This window comes from Mycobacterium farcinogenes (genome assembly GCF_019739075.1).
GTDB lineage: Bacteria > Actinomycetota > Actinomycetes > Mycobacteriales > Mycobacteriaceae > Mycobacterium > Mycobacterium senegalense.
Map to the genome: position 1 here is coordinate 5566597 of NZ_CP081673.1, position 15754 is coordinate 5582350.

Below are 15754 nucleotides of genomic sequence, written 5' to 3' on the forward strand. Positions count from 1 at the left end.
ACGGGGTGCGCAGAACTCGGATGTTGGGTGTCCTCGCCGTGGCAGCGGCACTGGTGGGGCTGACCGGTTGCACGAACACCGTGTCGGGCACCGCACTGAAGAGGGCTCCCTCGCCGGCCGAGAACAAGCTCGAGCAGATCATGCTGCCGATCGAGGAACTCAAGGCGATCGTCGGGGCCGGGAATATGGTGTTGACCGGCAACTCGGCGGACATGAACAACAACTTTCCCAAGGTTCGCGACGAAAGGTGCCTGGCCGCACTCTATCCCGCAGAGGAGATGGACTACCTGTTCACGTACTGGACCGCGGTACGCACCCAGACCGCCCAGGACTCGGACTCAGACCATCAACACTGGGTGCAGCAAGCCGCGGTGCTCTACGCCTCCGAAGACGAAGCCCGAACCATGCACCAGATTTCGGCGAAGGTATGGGGCGACTGCACGGGATCGGCGATCCCGGTTCACGAGGACCACGGCATCGAGGTCTGGAACATCGGCGAGCTCGTCCTCGGCGATGATCTGATCAAACAGACAGCCACCCGGGAGGGCACCGACGGATGGGCCTGTCAGCATGCCATCGCGACTGTCTCCGACATGTCCGTCGAGGCCAAGGTGTGCGGTCACAACGTCCGGGATCAAGCGGCCACCATTGTCGACAAGCTGGTCGCCAACGCCCGGCGCTGACCGGGCTGTCGGCTGTCGCCCCCCGGCCACCAGGGATAGAAGTCACCGGAGAGCGGTAGCGGCTGCAGCACATCGTCTCTCGGCCCTTCGCGGACGTGGCCGAAAGGTAAGGCGCGCGCACGCGGAAACGCTGGGGAGTCCGGTACCTCGTTTTCCGCCCGCTGGGTTACCACGCGCGGCGCGAGCGTGCGCAGACTGTCGGCGATTGGCGGCGTGGCGGGCAGCAGACACGCACGCTCGCGGTGCAGGTCAGGGAGACGGCTTGGTGGCGGCGTGCAGGGCCACGATGCCGCCGGTCAGGTTGCGCCACTTGACCTGTGACCAGCCGGCGTCACCGATGCGCCGGGCCAGCTCGGCCTGATCCGGCCAGGCCCGGATCGACTCGGCCAGATACACGTAGGCGTCGGGATTGCTCGACACCGCGGTGGCCATCCGCGGCAGGGCCTGCATCAGATACTCCTTGTAGAGCGTGGCGAACGCCCGGTTGGTCGGCGTGGAGAACTCACACACCACCAGCCGGCCTCCCGGTCGGGTCACCCGGGCCATCTCCCGCAGCCCCGCCACATGGTCGACGACATTGCGCAGCCCGAAGCTGATCGTGACAGCGTCGAAGACCCCGTCGGCGAACGGCAGCCGGGTGGCGTCGGCGCCCACCTTGGGCACCGGACGGGACGCCCCGGCGGCGAGCATGCCCACCGAGAAGTCCGCAGCCACACACCACGCGCCCGAGCTCGCCAGCTCGACCGTCGACACCGCGGTGCCCGCCGCCAGATCCAGCACCTTGTCCCCCGGGCCGATACCCAGCGCCGCACGGGTCTGGCGACGCCAGAACCGGTCCTGCCCGAGCGACAGCACGGTGTTGGTCAGGTCGTAGCGCCGCGCCACGGCATCGAACATCGATGCCACTTCGTGGGGGTTCTTCTCCAGGCTCGCTCGGCTCACGCCGCCGACGCTACCCGTAGCCATCCCTGTGAACTTCCTGCGACCGGGAATTGGTGCTCGCCGGGGCGACTTGAAGCTGATCATGAGCGAAAAAGTGTGGTTCATCACCGGTGCATCGCGAGGCTTCGGCCGGGAGTGGGCGATCGCCGCCCTGGAGCGGGGCGACAAGGTGGCCGCCACGGCGCGGGACACCGCGACGCTGGCCGACCTGGCCGACAAGTACGGCGACGCGCTCCTGCCGATCAAACTGGACGTCACCGACCGCGAGGCGGACTTCGCCGCGGTCAAATCAGCCCACGATCACTTCGGCCGGCTGGACATCATCGTCAACAACGCGGGCTACGGCCAGTTCGGCTTCATCGAGGAGCTGTCCGAGGCCGACGCCCGCGATCAGATCGAGACGAACGTCTTCGGCGCGCTCTGGGTCACCCAGGCCGCGCTGCCGTACCTGCGGGCCCAGGGCAGCGGACACATCATCCAGGTGTCCTCGATCGGCGGCATCACCGCGTTCCCGTTGGTCGGCATGTACCACGCGTCCAAGTGGGCGCTGGAAGGCCTCTCCCAGTCACTGGCCCAAGAGGTGGCGCCCTTCGGGGTGCACGTCACGCTGATCGAGCCGGGCGGGTTCTCCACCGACTGGGCCGGCTCCTCGGCCAGACATGCTGCCCCGCTTGCCGATTACGACGACGCCCGCGCGGCCGCGCAACGTGCCCGCGCCCAGCGCAGTGCCAAGCCCGGTGACCCCAAGGCCTCGGCCGAGGCGGTACTGAAGATCGTCGACGCCGAGAACCCGCCGCTGCGGGTGTTCTTCGGTGAGCTGCCGCTACAGCTGGCCAAGGCCGATTACGAGAGCCGGCTGGCCACCTGGGAGCAGTGGCAGCCGGTGTCGGTTCTCGCCCAGGGCTAGCCGCGGTTTCATCCGGCAATCCCCGGGGAAGCCTGTGGGTATGCCGGAAAGCGTCACACAAAAGCTGATCGGGTCCCATCTCGTCTCCGGGTCGATGACGCCCGGGGACGAGATGGCGATCCGGATCGACCAGACGCTGACGCAGGACGCCACCGGAACACTGGTCATGCAGGAGCTCGAGGCGCTCGGGCTCGACCGGGCCCGGACCGAGGTCAGCGTGCAGTATGTCGACCACAACCTGCTGCAGACCGACGAGAAGAACGCCGAGGATCACGAGTACCTGCGGACCGCCGCGCAACATTTCGGGCTCTGGTTCTCCAAACCCGGCAACGGGGTATCGCACCCCACCCACATGCAGCGCTTCGGCATACCCGGCAAGACCATGGTGGGGTCGGACTCGCACACCCCGGCCGCCGGATCGCTGGGGATGCTGGCCATCGGTGTCGGCGGGCTCGAGGTGGCACTGGCCATCGCCGGCGAACCGCTGCACCTGCGCGCACCCGAGGTGTGGGGCATTCGGCTGGAAGGCACGCTCCCGCAATGGTGTTCGGCCAAGGACGTCATCCTGGAGATGCTCAGGCGCCACGACGTCAAAGGCGGCGTCAACCGCATCATCGAGTACCACGGCCCCGGGCTCGAGGGCCTGTCGGCGATGGATCGGCACGTGATCGCCAACATGGGCGCCGAACTCGGCGCGACCACCACCGTCTTTCCCAGCGACGACGCGGTACGCGACTTCCTCACCGGCGAGGACCGTGGCGACGACTGGGTGGAACTCGTCGCCGACGACGGTGCGCAATACGACATCGACGAGGTCATCGACCTGTCGGCACTCGAACCACTGATCGCCAAACCGTCCTCACCCGGCAACGTCGTCCCGGTGTCCGAGGTGGCCGGCGAGCCCGTGTCGCAGGTGGTCATCGGCTCCAGCGCCAACCCCGGATTGCGCGACTTCGCGATCGCAGCGGCCATGGTGCACGGCCGTCAGACCTCGCCCGACGTCAGCTTCGACGTCAACCCCACCTCCCGCGAGATCCTCACCGACCTGACCAGGATGGGCGCCACGACCGAACTCGTCATCAACGGCGCGCGCATCCACCAGGCCGGCTGCATGGGCTGCATCGGCATGGGTCAGGCGCCGGCCACCGGTCGCAACTCGCTGCGAACCATGCCACGCAACTTTCCGGGCCGGTCCGGCACCAAGGAGGATTCGGTGTGGCTGTGCTCACCGGAAACCGCTGCGGCATCGGCCATCACGGGCGTCATCACCGATCCGCGACAATGGGCGGCCGACAACGGGATCGAGTACCCGGAGCTCGATCTGCCCACCCACTTCAGCGTCAACACGGCCATGCTGGTCGCTCCGGCCGCACCCGAACAGGCCCGCACCGTCGAAGTCATCAAAGGGCCCAACATCTCCAGCCTCCCCGAGCTGACGCCGCTGCCCGACGTGATCGAGGCGCCGGTCCTGCTCAAGGTCGGCGACAACATCTCGACCGACGAGATCTCGCCGGCCGGCGCGCGCGCCCTGCCGTTCCGGTCGAACATCCCCAAACTCGCGATGTTCAGCTTCACCCAGATCGACGAGACCTATCCGGAACGAGCGCGATCCGCTCAGTCCGGCCACATCGTCGTCGGCGGTGAGAATTACGGTCAGGGTTCGTCCCGCGAACACGCCGCGATCGCGCCCCGCTACCTCGGACTGCAGGTGGTGATCGCCAAATCGTTCGCGCGCATCCACTGGCAGAACCTCGCCAATTTCGGCGTGCTCGCAGTGGAATTCGCCGATCCCGCCGACTACGACTCGGTGGCCCAAGGCGACGTACTCGCCCTGACCAACCTGCGCCGGGCATTGGCCGACGGTGATCCCATCACCGTCACCAATTCCACTCAGGGAACGTCATTCGCCGTGCGCCATCGCCTTTCGCCGCGACAGGTCCGGCATGTGCTCGCCGGCGGCCTGATTCCGTGGTTGGCCGCACAGCAGAAGAACTAGGCCGCGATCCGGCCTCCAGCAAACCGAAACCGGCGTACCGTCGAACCCATGCCGACCATCACGACTTCGGACAATGTCGAGATCTTCTATCGGGACTGGGGTTCGGGCCAGCCCATAGTGTTCAGCCACGGTTGGCCGTTGTCCGCCGACGACTGGGACACGTTCATGCTGTTCTTCCTGCAGCAGGGATACCGCGTCGTGGCCCACGACCGGCGCGGGCACGGACGCTCCTCGCACGTGGCCGACGGCCACGACATGGACCACTACGCCGACGACCTCGCCGCCGTGGTCCGACACCTGGACCTGCGCGACGCCATCCACGTCGGGCACTCCACCGGCGGCGGTGAGCTGGTGCACTACCTCGCCCGCCACGGCCTGGACCGGGCCGCTCATGCGGTCCTGATCAGCTCGGTGCCGCCACTGATGGTCAAGACCGACGCCAACCCCGGCGGGCTGCCCAAATCGGTGTTCGACGACCTTCAGGCCCAACTGGCGGCGAACCGCTCGGTGTTCTACCGCGCATTGCCCTCAGGCCCGTTCTACGGCTTCAACCGGGAACAGGAGAAGACCCCGCAGCCTGCCCGCGAGGCGATCATCGCCAACTGGTGGCGCCAGGGCATGATGGGCGACCCCAAGGCGCACTACGACGGCATCGTGGCGTTCTCGCAGACCGATTTCACCGAGGATCTCAAGAAGATCACCCTGCCGTCGCTGGTCATGCACGGCGACGACGACCAGATCGTGCCGTACGCGGACTCCGGGCCGCTGTCGGCCGAACTCCTGCCGAACTCGACACTCAAGACCTACGAGGGATTCCCGCACGGTATGCCGACCACCCAGGCCGAGACCATCATGGCCGATCTACTCGAGTGGCTGCGCTCCTGAAACAGGTTGTCCCCGAAGGCCGATCAGGCCGCGCGCAACTGACGCAGGCCCTGCACGGCCTCGTAGTGCCCGATTAGCTCATCGCAGATGGCCGGCCAGGTGCGGCTCAGCACGCTGCGGCGGGCGGCCACCGAGTAGCGCGACCGCTCGGCGATCAGATGCTCCACCGAGGCGGGCAGCGCGGACTCGAATTCATCTACCGCGAGCAGTAATCCGGTGCGGTACGGCGCCACCAGATCCCGGGGGCCGCCGGCATCCGGAGCGATCACCGGCAGCCCGGAAGCCATGGCCTCCTGCACCGCCTGGCAGAACGTCTCATGCTCACCGGGATGGACGAAGACGTCCATGCTGGCGTAGGCGGCGGCCAGCTCGGGCCCGTGCAGCTCACCGGTGAAAACCGCGGTGGGCAGCACAGTTTGGAGCTTGGCCCGGTCCACCCCGTCGCCCACCACCACCAGCTGCAGATCGTCGCGGCCGGCCAGCGCGGCCAGCCGCTCCACGTGCTTCTCCGGGGCCAGCCGGCCGACGAACCCGACAACCGGCTTACCTTCGGGCGACCACGACGCACGCAGCTGCTCATTGCGCGCCGACGGCGCGAAACCGGTGATGTCCACCCCGCGTCCCCACTTGAACACCCGCGGAATCCGATGGGCTTCAAGGTTTTCCATCGCCGACGTGGACGGGGCCAGGGTGCGGTCGGCCTTGCTGTGCAGGCGCCGTGTCCACGCCCACGAGGCCCGCGACAGGATGCCGACGCCGTAGCTCTCGGCGAAACCGGCGACATCGGTCTGGAACACCGCCACCGTCGGAACGCCCAGGTGGCGGGCGGCGTGCACCCCGCCCCAGCCGAGCAGCGCCGGTGACGCGAGGTGTACGACATCGGGGTCGAAGCCCCGCAGCACATTCACCATCCGCGGGCGCGGCACGCCCAGCGGCAGAGAGGTCACCTTGGGAAACATCCGCGAGGGCACTCGATGCACCCGCACCCCGTCATGAACGCGTTCGGCCGGCGGCTGGCCCCGTGGCGTGTCCGGGGCGATGACGAGTACCTCGTGGCCGGTGCGGCGGAGATGCTCGATCACCCGAAGCACCGAGTTGGTGACGCCGTTGACATTCGGGAGGAAGGACTCTGCAACGATTGCAACGCGCACACCAGGATGGTCGCAGCGGCACCTGTCGCCGAGGTAGCGTCCGGGGATACGACACGCTAAAACCTGATGCGCAGGGATAGGGTTGCCGGATGCGATTGTCCCGCGTTGCTGCAGCGATGCTGGCCGTGCTGGCCCTGTCCGTCGCGGGGCTCACCGCGGGCTGCAGCCGGGTCGTCGACGGCACCGCCCAGGCTGACGGAAACAAGCCAGGCACCACGATCACCAAGGACGGCGCGGGCATCCAGATCGGCTACCCGGACGCGCCGGCCCAGATCGAGTTGTTCACCGAGCCGCAGTGCCCGGCCTGCGCGCACCTGCAGCATGAGTCCGGCGACGCGATCGCCGCCGCCATCGGCCAAGGCCGCCTGGCGGTGACGTACCGGCCCCTGACCTTCCTGGACCGCTCCGTCACGGAGTACTCGGCGCGCGTCGCCAACGCACTGTTCCTGGCCGCGGGCCCCGGCACGACCGGAACCGCATTCCAGGCCTTCGTGCAGGACTTGTGGGCCCACCAGCAACCCGAGGGCTCGGCCGGACCGAGCGACGACGCCATCGCGGCCATGGCCTCCGAAAGCGGGGTCGGCTCCGAACAGATCGACAAGATCGCCGCCGGGGACAAGGCGATCGACGCCGGCCAACTCAACGACGCGAACGCCGGGCTGCTCAGCGAAACCCAATACGAGGTGTCGACCCCGGCGGTGTACGACCTCGTCGGCGAGCAGGTGGTGGACACCAGCGACCCCGACTGGCTGGCCAAACTGCTGGCTACGCCGCAGAGCTGACCCGGCTCAACCGACGCTGCAGGAACGCCAGCAACGTCAGCGCCGCCGCCGCGACCAGCCAGCCGACCACTGCGATCGACCCGGCGGGGATGATCGCCAGCGACGCATCGCGGTCGCGGACCCGCACCAGATCGGGGTTGTTCTTGTCGTACTCGACGTAGATGCGCATCCCGGTGTCGAGTTCGGACGGATACAGCACGCCCAGCTCGGGCCGGTAGGTCACCCGGTCGGGCGTGACGAACTCGATGGTCGAACGCCGCGGCCCGGCGCTGAGCACCTCGGCGGCGGCCACGCCCATGTTGCGCTCGATCTGCTGATCGTTGCGCCAGGCACCGAGCACCAGCAACACCGACTGCAGCGTCACCAGGCAGGCCGCGATCACGACGCCGATGCGCACCCGGCGGATGATCCGCTGCGACCGCGTCTCCCCCGGTTCGCCGTACAGGTGCGGGATCAACGGCTGCACCAACGCCCGCAACCGCGCCGCGATCTGCCCGGGCCTCACAGGGCGGCCTTGATCGACGCGTGCAGCGCACGCAACGACGACCGGTCGGCCTTCACCTCCAGCACCCGCATGCCCTCGAAGGGCTCGGCCAGCGCCGCGGCGAGATCGCCGACCTCCATCTGCCGGCTGTCGACGTGATACGCGCGGCACAGCGCCGCGATGTCGACATCGTGCGGGGTGCCGAAGATTCGCGACGAGACGTCGGCGAACCGTGGATCGCCCTGCTCGAGCAGCTCGAAGATGCCGCCGCCGTTGTCGTTGGACACCACGATGGTCAGGTCGCGGGGCGTCGGCTCGGTCGGACCGATCAGCAGCCCCGAGCTGTCGTGCACAAAAGTCAGGTCCCCGATCAGGGCGATGGTCCGGCCGTCGTGGGCCAGCGCCGCACCGATCGCCGTGGACACCGTGCCGTCGATCCCGGCGACACCGCGGTTGGAGCGCACCTTCAGCCCTTCGGCACTCATCCCCACCAGCGCGGCGTCACGCACCGGGTTGGACGCGCCCAGCACCAGCTGATCGCCCGGTCGCAGCGCGTCGGCGACCGCCGCGGCCACATGCAGACCGGTGGTCAGCGGATGCGATGCCAGTTGAGCGCGCACCGCGGCGACGGCGTGCTCGTTGAGCTCGCTGCACCGCGCCTGCCAGGCCGGGTCGGGCGTGCCCGTCGTCACCGCCCGAGTCCCGGTGGCCAACGAGTTGCCCGACACGTCTGGCCAGCGCGGGCCGGTGGTCAGCGCATAGACCGGCACCGCGGGGTCGGCCAGCAGTGCCGAGACCGGCCGGTGCAGGGTGGGCCGCCCCAGCATGATGACCTGTTTGGGATGCACCAGGCGCAGTGCCAGCGGGTGCAGCGGGTTCTCCGGACGCGGCGCGGTGGGCTCGGCCACCGTCGGCAACCCGGCCAGATTCGGGTGCACCCCGGCGCCGTGGCCGGCGATCACCACGGTGTCCGGGGTGAGGTCGATCTCCAGCGGCTGGTCGAAGCTCACCGGCGGGGTGTAGGTCCACGGCTTGCCGCCCGGCCGGCCTGGCGGAAGCGACGCGTCCCCGTGCGCGCTGTCAGGCACCAGCGGTTCGCGCAGCGGGATGTCGAACTGGACCGGCCCGGCGTTGGCCGTGCGCGATCCCGTCGCCGCGGCCAGCACTCGGCACGTCGCCGAACGCCACTGGGCATTGAGGGTGTCCAGTTCGCCCGGATGTCCGCCGGTCAGATCGGGAGCAAGGCCCAGGCTGATATTCGCCCGCACCTGGGTGCCGAAATACCCGAGCTGTTCAAATGTCTGGTTGGCGCCGGTGCCCAACATCTCATAGGGCCGGTTGGCGCTCAGCACGATCAGCGGCACCCGCGCGTAGTTGGCCTCCACGACAGCGGGACCGAGGTTGGCCACCGCGGTGCCCGAGGTCATCGCGATACACACCGGCGCCCGCTCCGCGACTGCGAGCCCCACGGCCAGGTAACCGGCGGTGCGCTCGTCGATCCGGACGTGCAGGCGGATCCGGCCGGCACGGTCGGCGTCGGACAGGGCAAACGCCAACGGCGCATTGCGCGAGCCGGGGCACAGCACGACATCGCGGACACCGCCGCGGATCAGTTCGTCGACGACTACGCGCGCCTGGGTCGTCGAGGGGTTCACCACTCCACCTTATTGGTCAGTACTGACCGGTCTGGCCGGCCTGACCGGCGAGAAACTCCAGCAGCGCGGCATTGACTTCCTCGGGTTTCTCGATGAAGCCCAGGTGCCCGGTTTCGGGGATCTCCAGATACCGGGCGGTGGGGATCGCGTCGGCGACCTCACGACCCAGGTGAGCGGGCAAAACCACATCGTCGGCGAACCCGATGACCAGTACCGGCGTGGTGATGGACCGGTAGGCGGGCAGCCGGTTGTCCTCGGGCCCGACATCGAGCTGCGTGAGCAGGCCCGGGGTCTGCTTGGTGGGCCACATGGTGAACATCTCGGCCCAGTCGCGCACCAGCCGGTCGTCGTTGAGCGTCTTGGGCGAGAAGCTCTCCAACATCCGCATCTTGGCGTCGAACTTCGGCGGCAGCTGCACACCCGAGGTCGCGAAATCCCGCTCGGCGTCGCGGAAGAACTCACGGGCCCGGTCGTGGCGACCGCGGGTCGCCATCAGCACCGCCGAGCGCACCAGCTCGGGCCGGGCCAGCATCAGCTCCTGAGCGATGTAGGAGCCCATCGAGACCCCCACCACGTGCGCGGGCGCCGCGCCCAGGCTCTCGATCAGCTCGGCGGTGTCGGCCACCATCTGTGCGGTACCGAATCCCGCGGCGTTCTCCGTCGCGCCGACGCCACGGTTGTCGAAGGTGATGACGCGGTAGCCGGCCCGCTGCAACGCCGGGACCTGATGCAGATGCCAGGTGCGGCCGGCACCTCCGCGGCCGGCGATGAACAGCACCGGCTGGCCCTTGCCTCGGTCGTCATAAGCCAGATTCACCCGGCCGACGCTACTCGATCACCCTCAGTGCAACAGATCACGCGGTGCGTCGACCCCGCACCTTCCGGATCGCCTGATCCCAGGCCAGCAGCACCCCGGCCTTCAGCGGCTCGGGCTTGATCATGTCCTTGCCCAGCAGCGCGGTGGCGCCGGCTTTGGTGGCCGCGCTCGCCTTCGACATGTGCCCGGAATCGAAAGGTGGCTGCGGGTCGTACTCGATCATCAGCTGAATGGCCTTTGCCTTCGCCTCGCCGGCGATCTGGCCGGCCAGCCAAATTCCCAGGTCGATACCCGCCGACACGCCTGCCGCTGTGATCACCTTGCCGTCGGGCTCGGCGCGCACGATGCGCCGGTCCCCCACCGGCTTCGCACCCATCACCTTCAACACGTTCAGCACCGACCAGTGCGAGGTGGCGGGTTTGCCCTCGAGCAGGCCCGCCGCGGCCAGCGCCACCGAACCCGAGCACACCGACGCCATCCACGTGGCACCCGGATACACCTGCCGCAGCCAGCCGAGCACCTTCTCGTCGCGGGCCACCATGGTGGTGCCCGGCCCGCCGGGCACCAGCACCACGTCGGGTGACGGCGTCTCGTCAAAGCTGTGGGTGGCGCCCACCGTCAACACTGCGGAGTCGGCGGTGACGGGGCCCGGCTCGTGCCAGACGAAACGAACCTCGGTGTCAGGAAGGTTGCGCAGCACCTCGTAGGGCCCGATGAAATCGAGTGCGGTGAAGCTGGGGTACAACACGATGGCGATCTGCATGGCATGGTCCTTTCAGGCGGTGAGATCTCGGGTGCGCACGTGCGCGGATGTCTTTCGATACTGGTCAGGCGAAATACCAAGGCGCCGAATGAAACTGCGCCGCATGGTCTCCGCGGTACCGAACCCGCACCGGGCGGCGATCGCGGTGACGGTGTCGTCGGACTCCTCGAGCTGGCGGCGCGCGGCATCCGTGCGGATGCGTTCGACGTACGCGCCGGGCGCCTCGCCGACCTCGTCGGTGAACAGCCGGGTGAAGTGCCGCGGGCTCATCGCCGCGCGCCGGGCCAGCTCGGAAATGCTGTGTATGCCACCGGGTTCGGTCTCGATGAACTCCTGAACCGCCCGGATCGGGGCCCGTTTGGCCCGGGGCATCCACACCGGCGCGGCGAACTGTGTCTGCCCGCCGGGACGGCGCAGGTAGAGCACCAGGTACCTGGCCACGGTCTGGGCGACGTCGGTGCCATAGTCATCCTCGACCAGCGCCAACGCCAGGTCGATCCCCGCCGTGACGCCGGCCGCCGTCCACACCTGCTCGGAGCTCCGGACGAAGATCGGTTCCGGATCGACTGCCACCGAAGGGAATTCCTCGGCCATCCGACGCGCGGAAGACCAGTGGGTGGTGGCCGGGCAGCCGTCGAGCAGGCCGGCCTGGGCAGCCAGGAACGCTCCCGTGCACACACTGACGACGCGACGGGCGTGCTTTGCCGCGGTGCTGATCCAGCCGACGACGGCCGCGTTGCCGCGGGCGGCGTCGGCACCGATACCGCCTGGGATGACGATCGTGTCGATCGGCTCGCCGGGATCGGGCAACGGGGCGGCGACGAACTCCAGCCCCGTGAGAGTGGAAACGGGTTGACCGTCCACCGCGGTCAAGGTGAGCGCGTAGCCCTCGTCGGATCTGCCCCGACCGGCCAGGACGAGCGTGGCGGTGGAGAACACATCGAACGGGCCGACGAGGTCCAGCGCCTGCACCCCGGCGTAGCCCAGGATCACCACCGATCGCATCACGTCTTCAGTGTTCGCGACCTCGGCGATGGCGTCTATGCCATGCACCCCACAAATCAGGCCATGATCGGGCTGTCAGATGACAGGGGGTAGCACTCGCGCACCCGGTCGATCCACCATTGCCGACGCTGCGGCGTCGCGGCCAGCCCCGACAGCCGCGCCGGATCCGGCGCCACCGCCTCGACCGGCAGATAGCCGTCGACCGGTGCGGGCACGTCAGCCACGTCCTCCACGAAGAATCCGCCCGTGCCCAGCCCGCACGCGTGCCGCAACTCCGGCAATGCGGCGGCGGCCAGCAGCCCGCGGGCGATGCCCACCGCGGAATCCAGCGCACTGGACACCACGATCGGGATGTCGATCTGCGCGGCGATCCCGAGCATCCGCGACACCCCGCCCAGCGGCGCCACCTTGAGCACCGCCACATCGGCGGCGCGTGCCCGCACCACTCGCAGCGGATCAGATGCCTTGCGGATCGACTCGTCGGCGGCGACCGGCACGGTCACCTGCGGCCGCAGCGCGGCCAGCTCGTCAACCGTGGCACACGGCTGTTCCAGGTATTCCAGCTCCCCGTCGGCGGTCAACGCGGCCGCCGCGGCGACGGCCTGCGGCACGGTCCACCCTCCGTTGGCATCCACGCGCACCACCGGAACATGTGCGCGCACGGCATTGACGCGGGCGACGTCGTCGGCCAAGGTCTGCCCCGGTTCGGCGACCTTGACCTTCGCGGTGCGCGCCCCGGGGAACCGCGCCAGGACTTCGGGAACCTGGGCGGCGGGCACCGCGGGCACCGTGGCGTTGATCGGGATGCGGTCACGATGCACGGCCGGCGCCGGCCGGTATGCGGCCTCGATCCCGGCGGACAGCCAGGCCGCGGCCTCGGGCGGTTCGTATTCGAGGAACGCGCCGAACTCGCCCCACCCGGCCGGGCCGTCGATCAGTGCTACTTCACGAACGGTGATGCCGCGGAAGCGAACTCGCATCGGCAGGGAGACGACATGAAGGCGGTCCAGGACGTCGTCTAGCGCGGGCACAGAGTCAATGATGCCTAACCGGCACCGAGTACCCGTTGCAAGTCGGGTTTCATCGCCTGCAGCTGCGCGCCCCAGTAGCCCCAGGTGTGGGTCCCGGTGGGCGGGAAGTTGAACACCGCGTTGTTGCCACCGGCGGCCACGTACTGGTCGCGGAAGTTGAGATTGCTCTGCAGCGCCGTGCCCTCGAGGAAGGTGGAGGGAAGGTCGCCGCCGCCCAATTCACCCGGGGTTCCCGAACCGCAGTACACCCAGATGCGGGTGTTGTTCGCGACCAACCGCCCCACCTGGATCGTCGGATCGTTGCGCGCCCATGCCGGATCACCCGGCGGACCCCACATGGCGGCCGACGAGAACCCACCGGAGTCGTTCATCGCCAACCCGATCAGGCCGGGCCACTGGCCGACCGACGGATTCAGGAACGCCGACAAGGAGCCCGCGTAGACGAACTGCTGCGGGTGATAGGCGGCCAGGATCATCGCCGAGTTGCCCGACATGGACAAGCCGACCACGGCATTGCGCGACGGGGACACACTCTTGTTGGCCGACAGCCACTGCGGCAGCTCGCTGGTCAGGAACGTCTCCCACTTGTACGTCCACACACCGCCGTTGCCCGACGCCGGCTGGTACCAGTCGCTGTAGAAACTCGACATCCCACCGACTGGCATGACCACCGACAGCCCGGATTGGTAGAACCACTCGAATGCCGGCGTCTCGATGTCCCACCCGTTGAAGTCGTCACGCGCGCGCAGGCCGTCCAGCAGATACACCGCATGCGGGCCACCGCCCTGGAACTGCACCTTGATATCGCGACCCATCGACGGTGACGGCACCGAGAGCATCTCGACCGGCAATCCCGCCCTCGACCACGCGTTCGCTTTCTGCGGTGCCCCGAGGAGACCGATGGTCACCGCCACTGTCAGGACTGTGAGAAGTACTGTCCCGCGGCGGTATCCCGATATTCTGAGCAAGTTACGTCCGTGCACCATGTCGGCACCCCACATCTCGCGCACACGTATGGCCCGAACCTACTCCGCCCGAGGCGGGAAATACAGAGAAATGGGAGGGTAATTCCTACACGGTGGCGCGGTCGCGGCCCTCCCAGTAGGGCTTGCGCAGATCCTTCTTCAGGATCTTGCCGGTGGGGTTGCGCGGCAGTTCATCGACGAAGTCAATCGATTTGGGGCACTTGTAGGCCGCCAGGTGCTCGCGGGCGAACGCGATCAGGTCCGGTTCGGAAACCTCGCCGTCCAGTGTCACAACGGCTTTCACCGACTCACCCCACTTTTCGTCGGGCACGCCGATCACCGCCACCTCGGTGACGGCGGGGTGTTCGGCCAGTACCCGCTCGACCTCGATCGAGTAGATGTTCTCGCCACCCGAGATGATCATGTCCTTGAGCCGGTCCTCGACGAAGATGTAGCCGCCGTCGTCGACGCGGCCGATATCGCCCGTGCGGAACCAGCCCTCGGGTGTGATCGACTCCGCCGTGGCATCCGGACGGTTGAGATAGCCCTTCATCAATTGCGGTGAACGGAACCACAATTCACCCTGCTCACCGACCGGAACATCGGCGCCGGTGTCCGGGTCCACCACCTTGACCTCGGAACCGGGAACCACGGTGCCCGCGCTCATCAGCCGCGCTTCACTGGCCCCACGGTGATCGTCGGGCCCCAGCCGGCTGATCGCACCCGATACCTCCGTCAGCCCGTACACCTGGATGAATTCAGTTTCCGGCCAGGCCTGCAACGCAGAACGCAACAGCGGCAACGGCATTGGAGACGCACCGTAGGCAAAGGTCTTGAGCGCACCGAACAGCTTCACCGCATCCTCGCCGGTGTCGAACACCTTGGCCAGCACCGCGGGCACCAGGAACGTGCGGTTCGCCCCGGCCAGAATGCCACCGGCCAGCGCCATCCCGTCGACGTCACGCGTCATGTAGGTCGGCGCGCCATGATGCAGGCCCCACTGCATGTACGACGAGCCGCCGACATGGAACAGCGGCATGGCCACCAGGCTCTTGTCCCCGGCGCTCAGCGTCCAGCCCTCGAACGCGTTGATGGTGTGGGCGATGACGTTGGCATGGGTCAGCGCAATACCCTTGGGCCGGCCGGTGGTGCCCGAGGAGTACATGATGATGGCCGTGTCGTCGGGCCGCACGTCCGGTGACCGGCCCACCGGCGACGCACCGGCCAGCAGCGCCTCGTACTCGTCCCCGTCGCCACCCTCGGGCGTCACCGTGACGATGTGCTCGACAGAGGTGAGCCGGTCGGCGATGGCGTCGATGCCGCCCCGCAGCTCCTCGCCGACCATCAGCACCTTGGCCCCGGAGTCGTTGATCACGTAATCCAGCTCGTCGGCGGCCAGCCGGAAGTTGATGATCGCGGTGGCCGCGCCTAGTGACGCGGCGGCGATGGTGGTCTCGACGCAGGCCGGGTGGTTCTTGTCCAGGAATGCGACGGCATCACCCCGGCCGACGCCCCACGCGCTCAATGCCCCGGCCAACCGCTGGATCCGGTCATACCACTGCGACCAGGTCCAGGTGCGGCTCAGATAGGTGACCGCCTCCTCGTCAGGCTTGGTGGCCGCCCAATGAGCGACGCGTTCGTCGAGAAACTTCGGTGCCGGCAAATCTGACATGCCCAGAGCGTGCCAC

General features: G+C 68.2%; 15 protein-coding genes. 5 read left to right on the top strand and 10 right to left on the bottom strand.

Features of this window, described 5'->3' with window-relative positions:
* Nucleotides 1-5 precede the first annotated feature (5 nt).
* Nucleotides 6-683: a sensor domain-containing protein gene (locus K6L26_RS26495; RefSeq protein ID WP_221852090.1), complete on the top strand. Its 678-nt coding sequence runs from the start codon at nt 6-8 to the stop codon at nt 681-683.
* 249 nt (nt 684-932) lie between these two features.
* Here the strand turns inward: K6L26_RS26495 and K6L26_RS26500 are convergent, their stop codons facing one another.
* A complete protein-coding gene (locus tag K6L26_RS26500) occupies nt 933-1625 on the bottom strand; it encodes a demethylmenaquinone methyltransferase (RefSeq protein WP_019346917.1) in 693 nt (230 codons plus the stop codon).
* 82 nt (nt 1626-1707) lie between these two features.
* On the opposite strand from K6L26_RS26500, the gene K6L26_RS26505 reads away from it, so the two are divergent.
* Genes K6L26_RS26505 through K6L26_RS26515 form a run of 3 tightly spaced genes read left to right on the top strand, consistent with a single transcriptional unit; the run spans nt 1708 to nt 5413 of the window.
* A complete protein-coding gene (locus K6L26_RS26505) occupies nt 1708-2532 on the top strand; it encodes an SDR family oxidoreductase (RefSeq protein ID WP_047039952.1) in 825 nt (274 codons plus the stop codon).
* 40 nt (nt 2533-2572) lie between these two features.
* Nucleotides 2573-4528 (top strand): aconitate hydratase, encoded by a 1956-nt coding sequence (locus K6L26_RS26510; protein ID WP_047039921.1) that lies wholly within the window; start codon nt 2573-2575, stop codon nt 4526-4528.
* 48 nt (nt 4529-4576) lie between these two features.
* Nucleotides 4577-5413, top strand: coding sequence for an alpha/beta fold hydrolase (locus K6L26_RS26515; protein ID WP_047039923.1), 837 nt, complete (start codon nt 4577-4579; stop codon nt 5411-5413).
* Between the two features lie 23 nt (nt 5414-5436).
* Here K6L26_RS26515 and K6L26_RS26520 read toward each other — a convergent pair whose 3' ends face one another.
* The gene (locus K6L26_RS26520; protein ID WP_047039927.1) at nt 5437-6564 is read right to left on the bottom strand and encodes a glycosyltransferase family 4 protein; all 1128 of its coding nucleotides are present in this window, start codon (nt 6562-6564) and stop codon (nt 5437-5439) included.
* A gap of 89 nt (nt 6565-6653) precedes the next feature.
* On the opposite strand from K6L26_RS26520, the gene K6L26_RS26525 reads away from it, so the two are divergent.
* A complete protein-coding gene (locus tag K6L26_RS26525) occupies nt 6654-7346 on the top strand; it encodes a DsbA family protein (RefSeq protein WP_245008649.1) in 693 nt (230 codons plus the stop codon).
* Here the strand turns inward: K6L26_RS26525 and K6L26_RS26530 are convergent.
* The 8 genes from K6L26_RS26530 to K6L26_RS26565 all read right to left on the bottom strand — a co-directional run bounded on the left by K6L26_RS26530 (nt 7330) and on the right by K6L26_RS26565 (nt 15738).
* On the bottom strand, nt 7330-7851 hold the full coding sequence (locus tag K6L26_RS26530; protein ID WP_019346910.1) for a DUF3592 domain-containing protein: 522 nt from the start codon (nt 7849-7851) through the stop codon (nt 7330-7332). The genes K6L26_RS26525 and K6L26_RS26530 overlap by 17 nt on opposite strands.
* A complete protein-coding gene (gene menD / locus K6L26_RS26535; RefSeq protein WP_065062170.1) occupies nt 7848-9485 on the bottom strand; it encodes a 2-succinyl-5-enolpyruvyl-6-hydroxy-3-cyclohexene-1-carboxylic-acid synthase in 1638 nt (545 codons plus the stop codon). Before menD ends, K6L26_RS26530 begins: the two co-directional genes overlap by 4 nt.
* A gap of 16 nt (nt 9486-9501) precedes the next feature.
* Nucleotides 9502-10302 (bottom strand): alpha/beta fold hydrolase, encoded by an 801-nt coding sequence (locus tag K6L26_RS26540; protein WP_065062166.1) that lies wholly within the window; start codon nt 10300-10302, stop codon nt 9502-9504.
* A 37-nt stretch (nt 10303-10339) separates the two neighbouring features.
* Complete coding sequence (locus tag K6L26_RS26545) at nt 10340-11065, bottom strand: DJ-1/PfpI family protein (protein ID WP_065062158.1); 726 nt, start codon at nt 11063-11065, stop codon at nt 10340-10342.
* Nucleotides 11066-11077: 12 nt separating this feature from the next.
* Nucleotides 11078-12070, bottom strand: a complete 993-nt coding sequence (locus tag K6L26_RS26550) for a GlxA family transcriptional regulator (RefSeq protein WP_204161245.1) — start codon at nt 12068-12070, stop codon at nt 11078-11080.
* Between the two features lie 56 nt (nt 12071-12126).
* Nucleotides 12127-13113, bottom strand: a complete 987-nt coding sequence (locus K6L26_RS26555; protein WP_047039929.1) for an o-succinylbenzoate synthase — start codon at nt 13111-13113, stop codon at nt 12127-12129.
* A 2-nt stretch (nt 13114-13115) separates the two neighbouring features.
* Nucleotides 13116-14087 carry an esterase family protein gene (locus K6L26_RS26560; protein WP_065062112.1) on the bottom strand — a complete coding sequence of 324 codons (972 nt, stop codon included), beginning with the start codon at nt 14085-14087 and terminating at the stop codon, nt 13116-13118.
* An 85-nt stretch (nt 14088-14172) separates the two neighbouring features.
* On the bottom strand, nt 14173-15738 hold the full coding sequence (locus K6L26_RS26565) for a long-chain-fatty-acid--CoA ligase (RefSeq protein ID WP_019344499.1): 1566 nt from the start codon (nt 15736-15738) through the stop codon (nt 14173-14175).
* Nucleotides 15739-15754 lie beyond the last annotated feature (16 nt).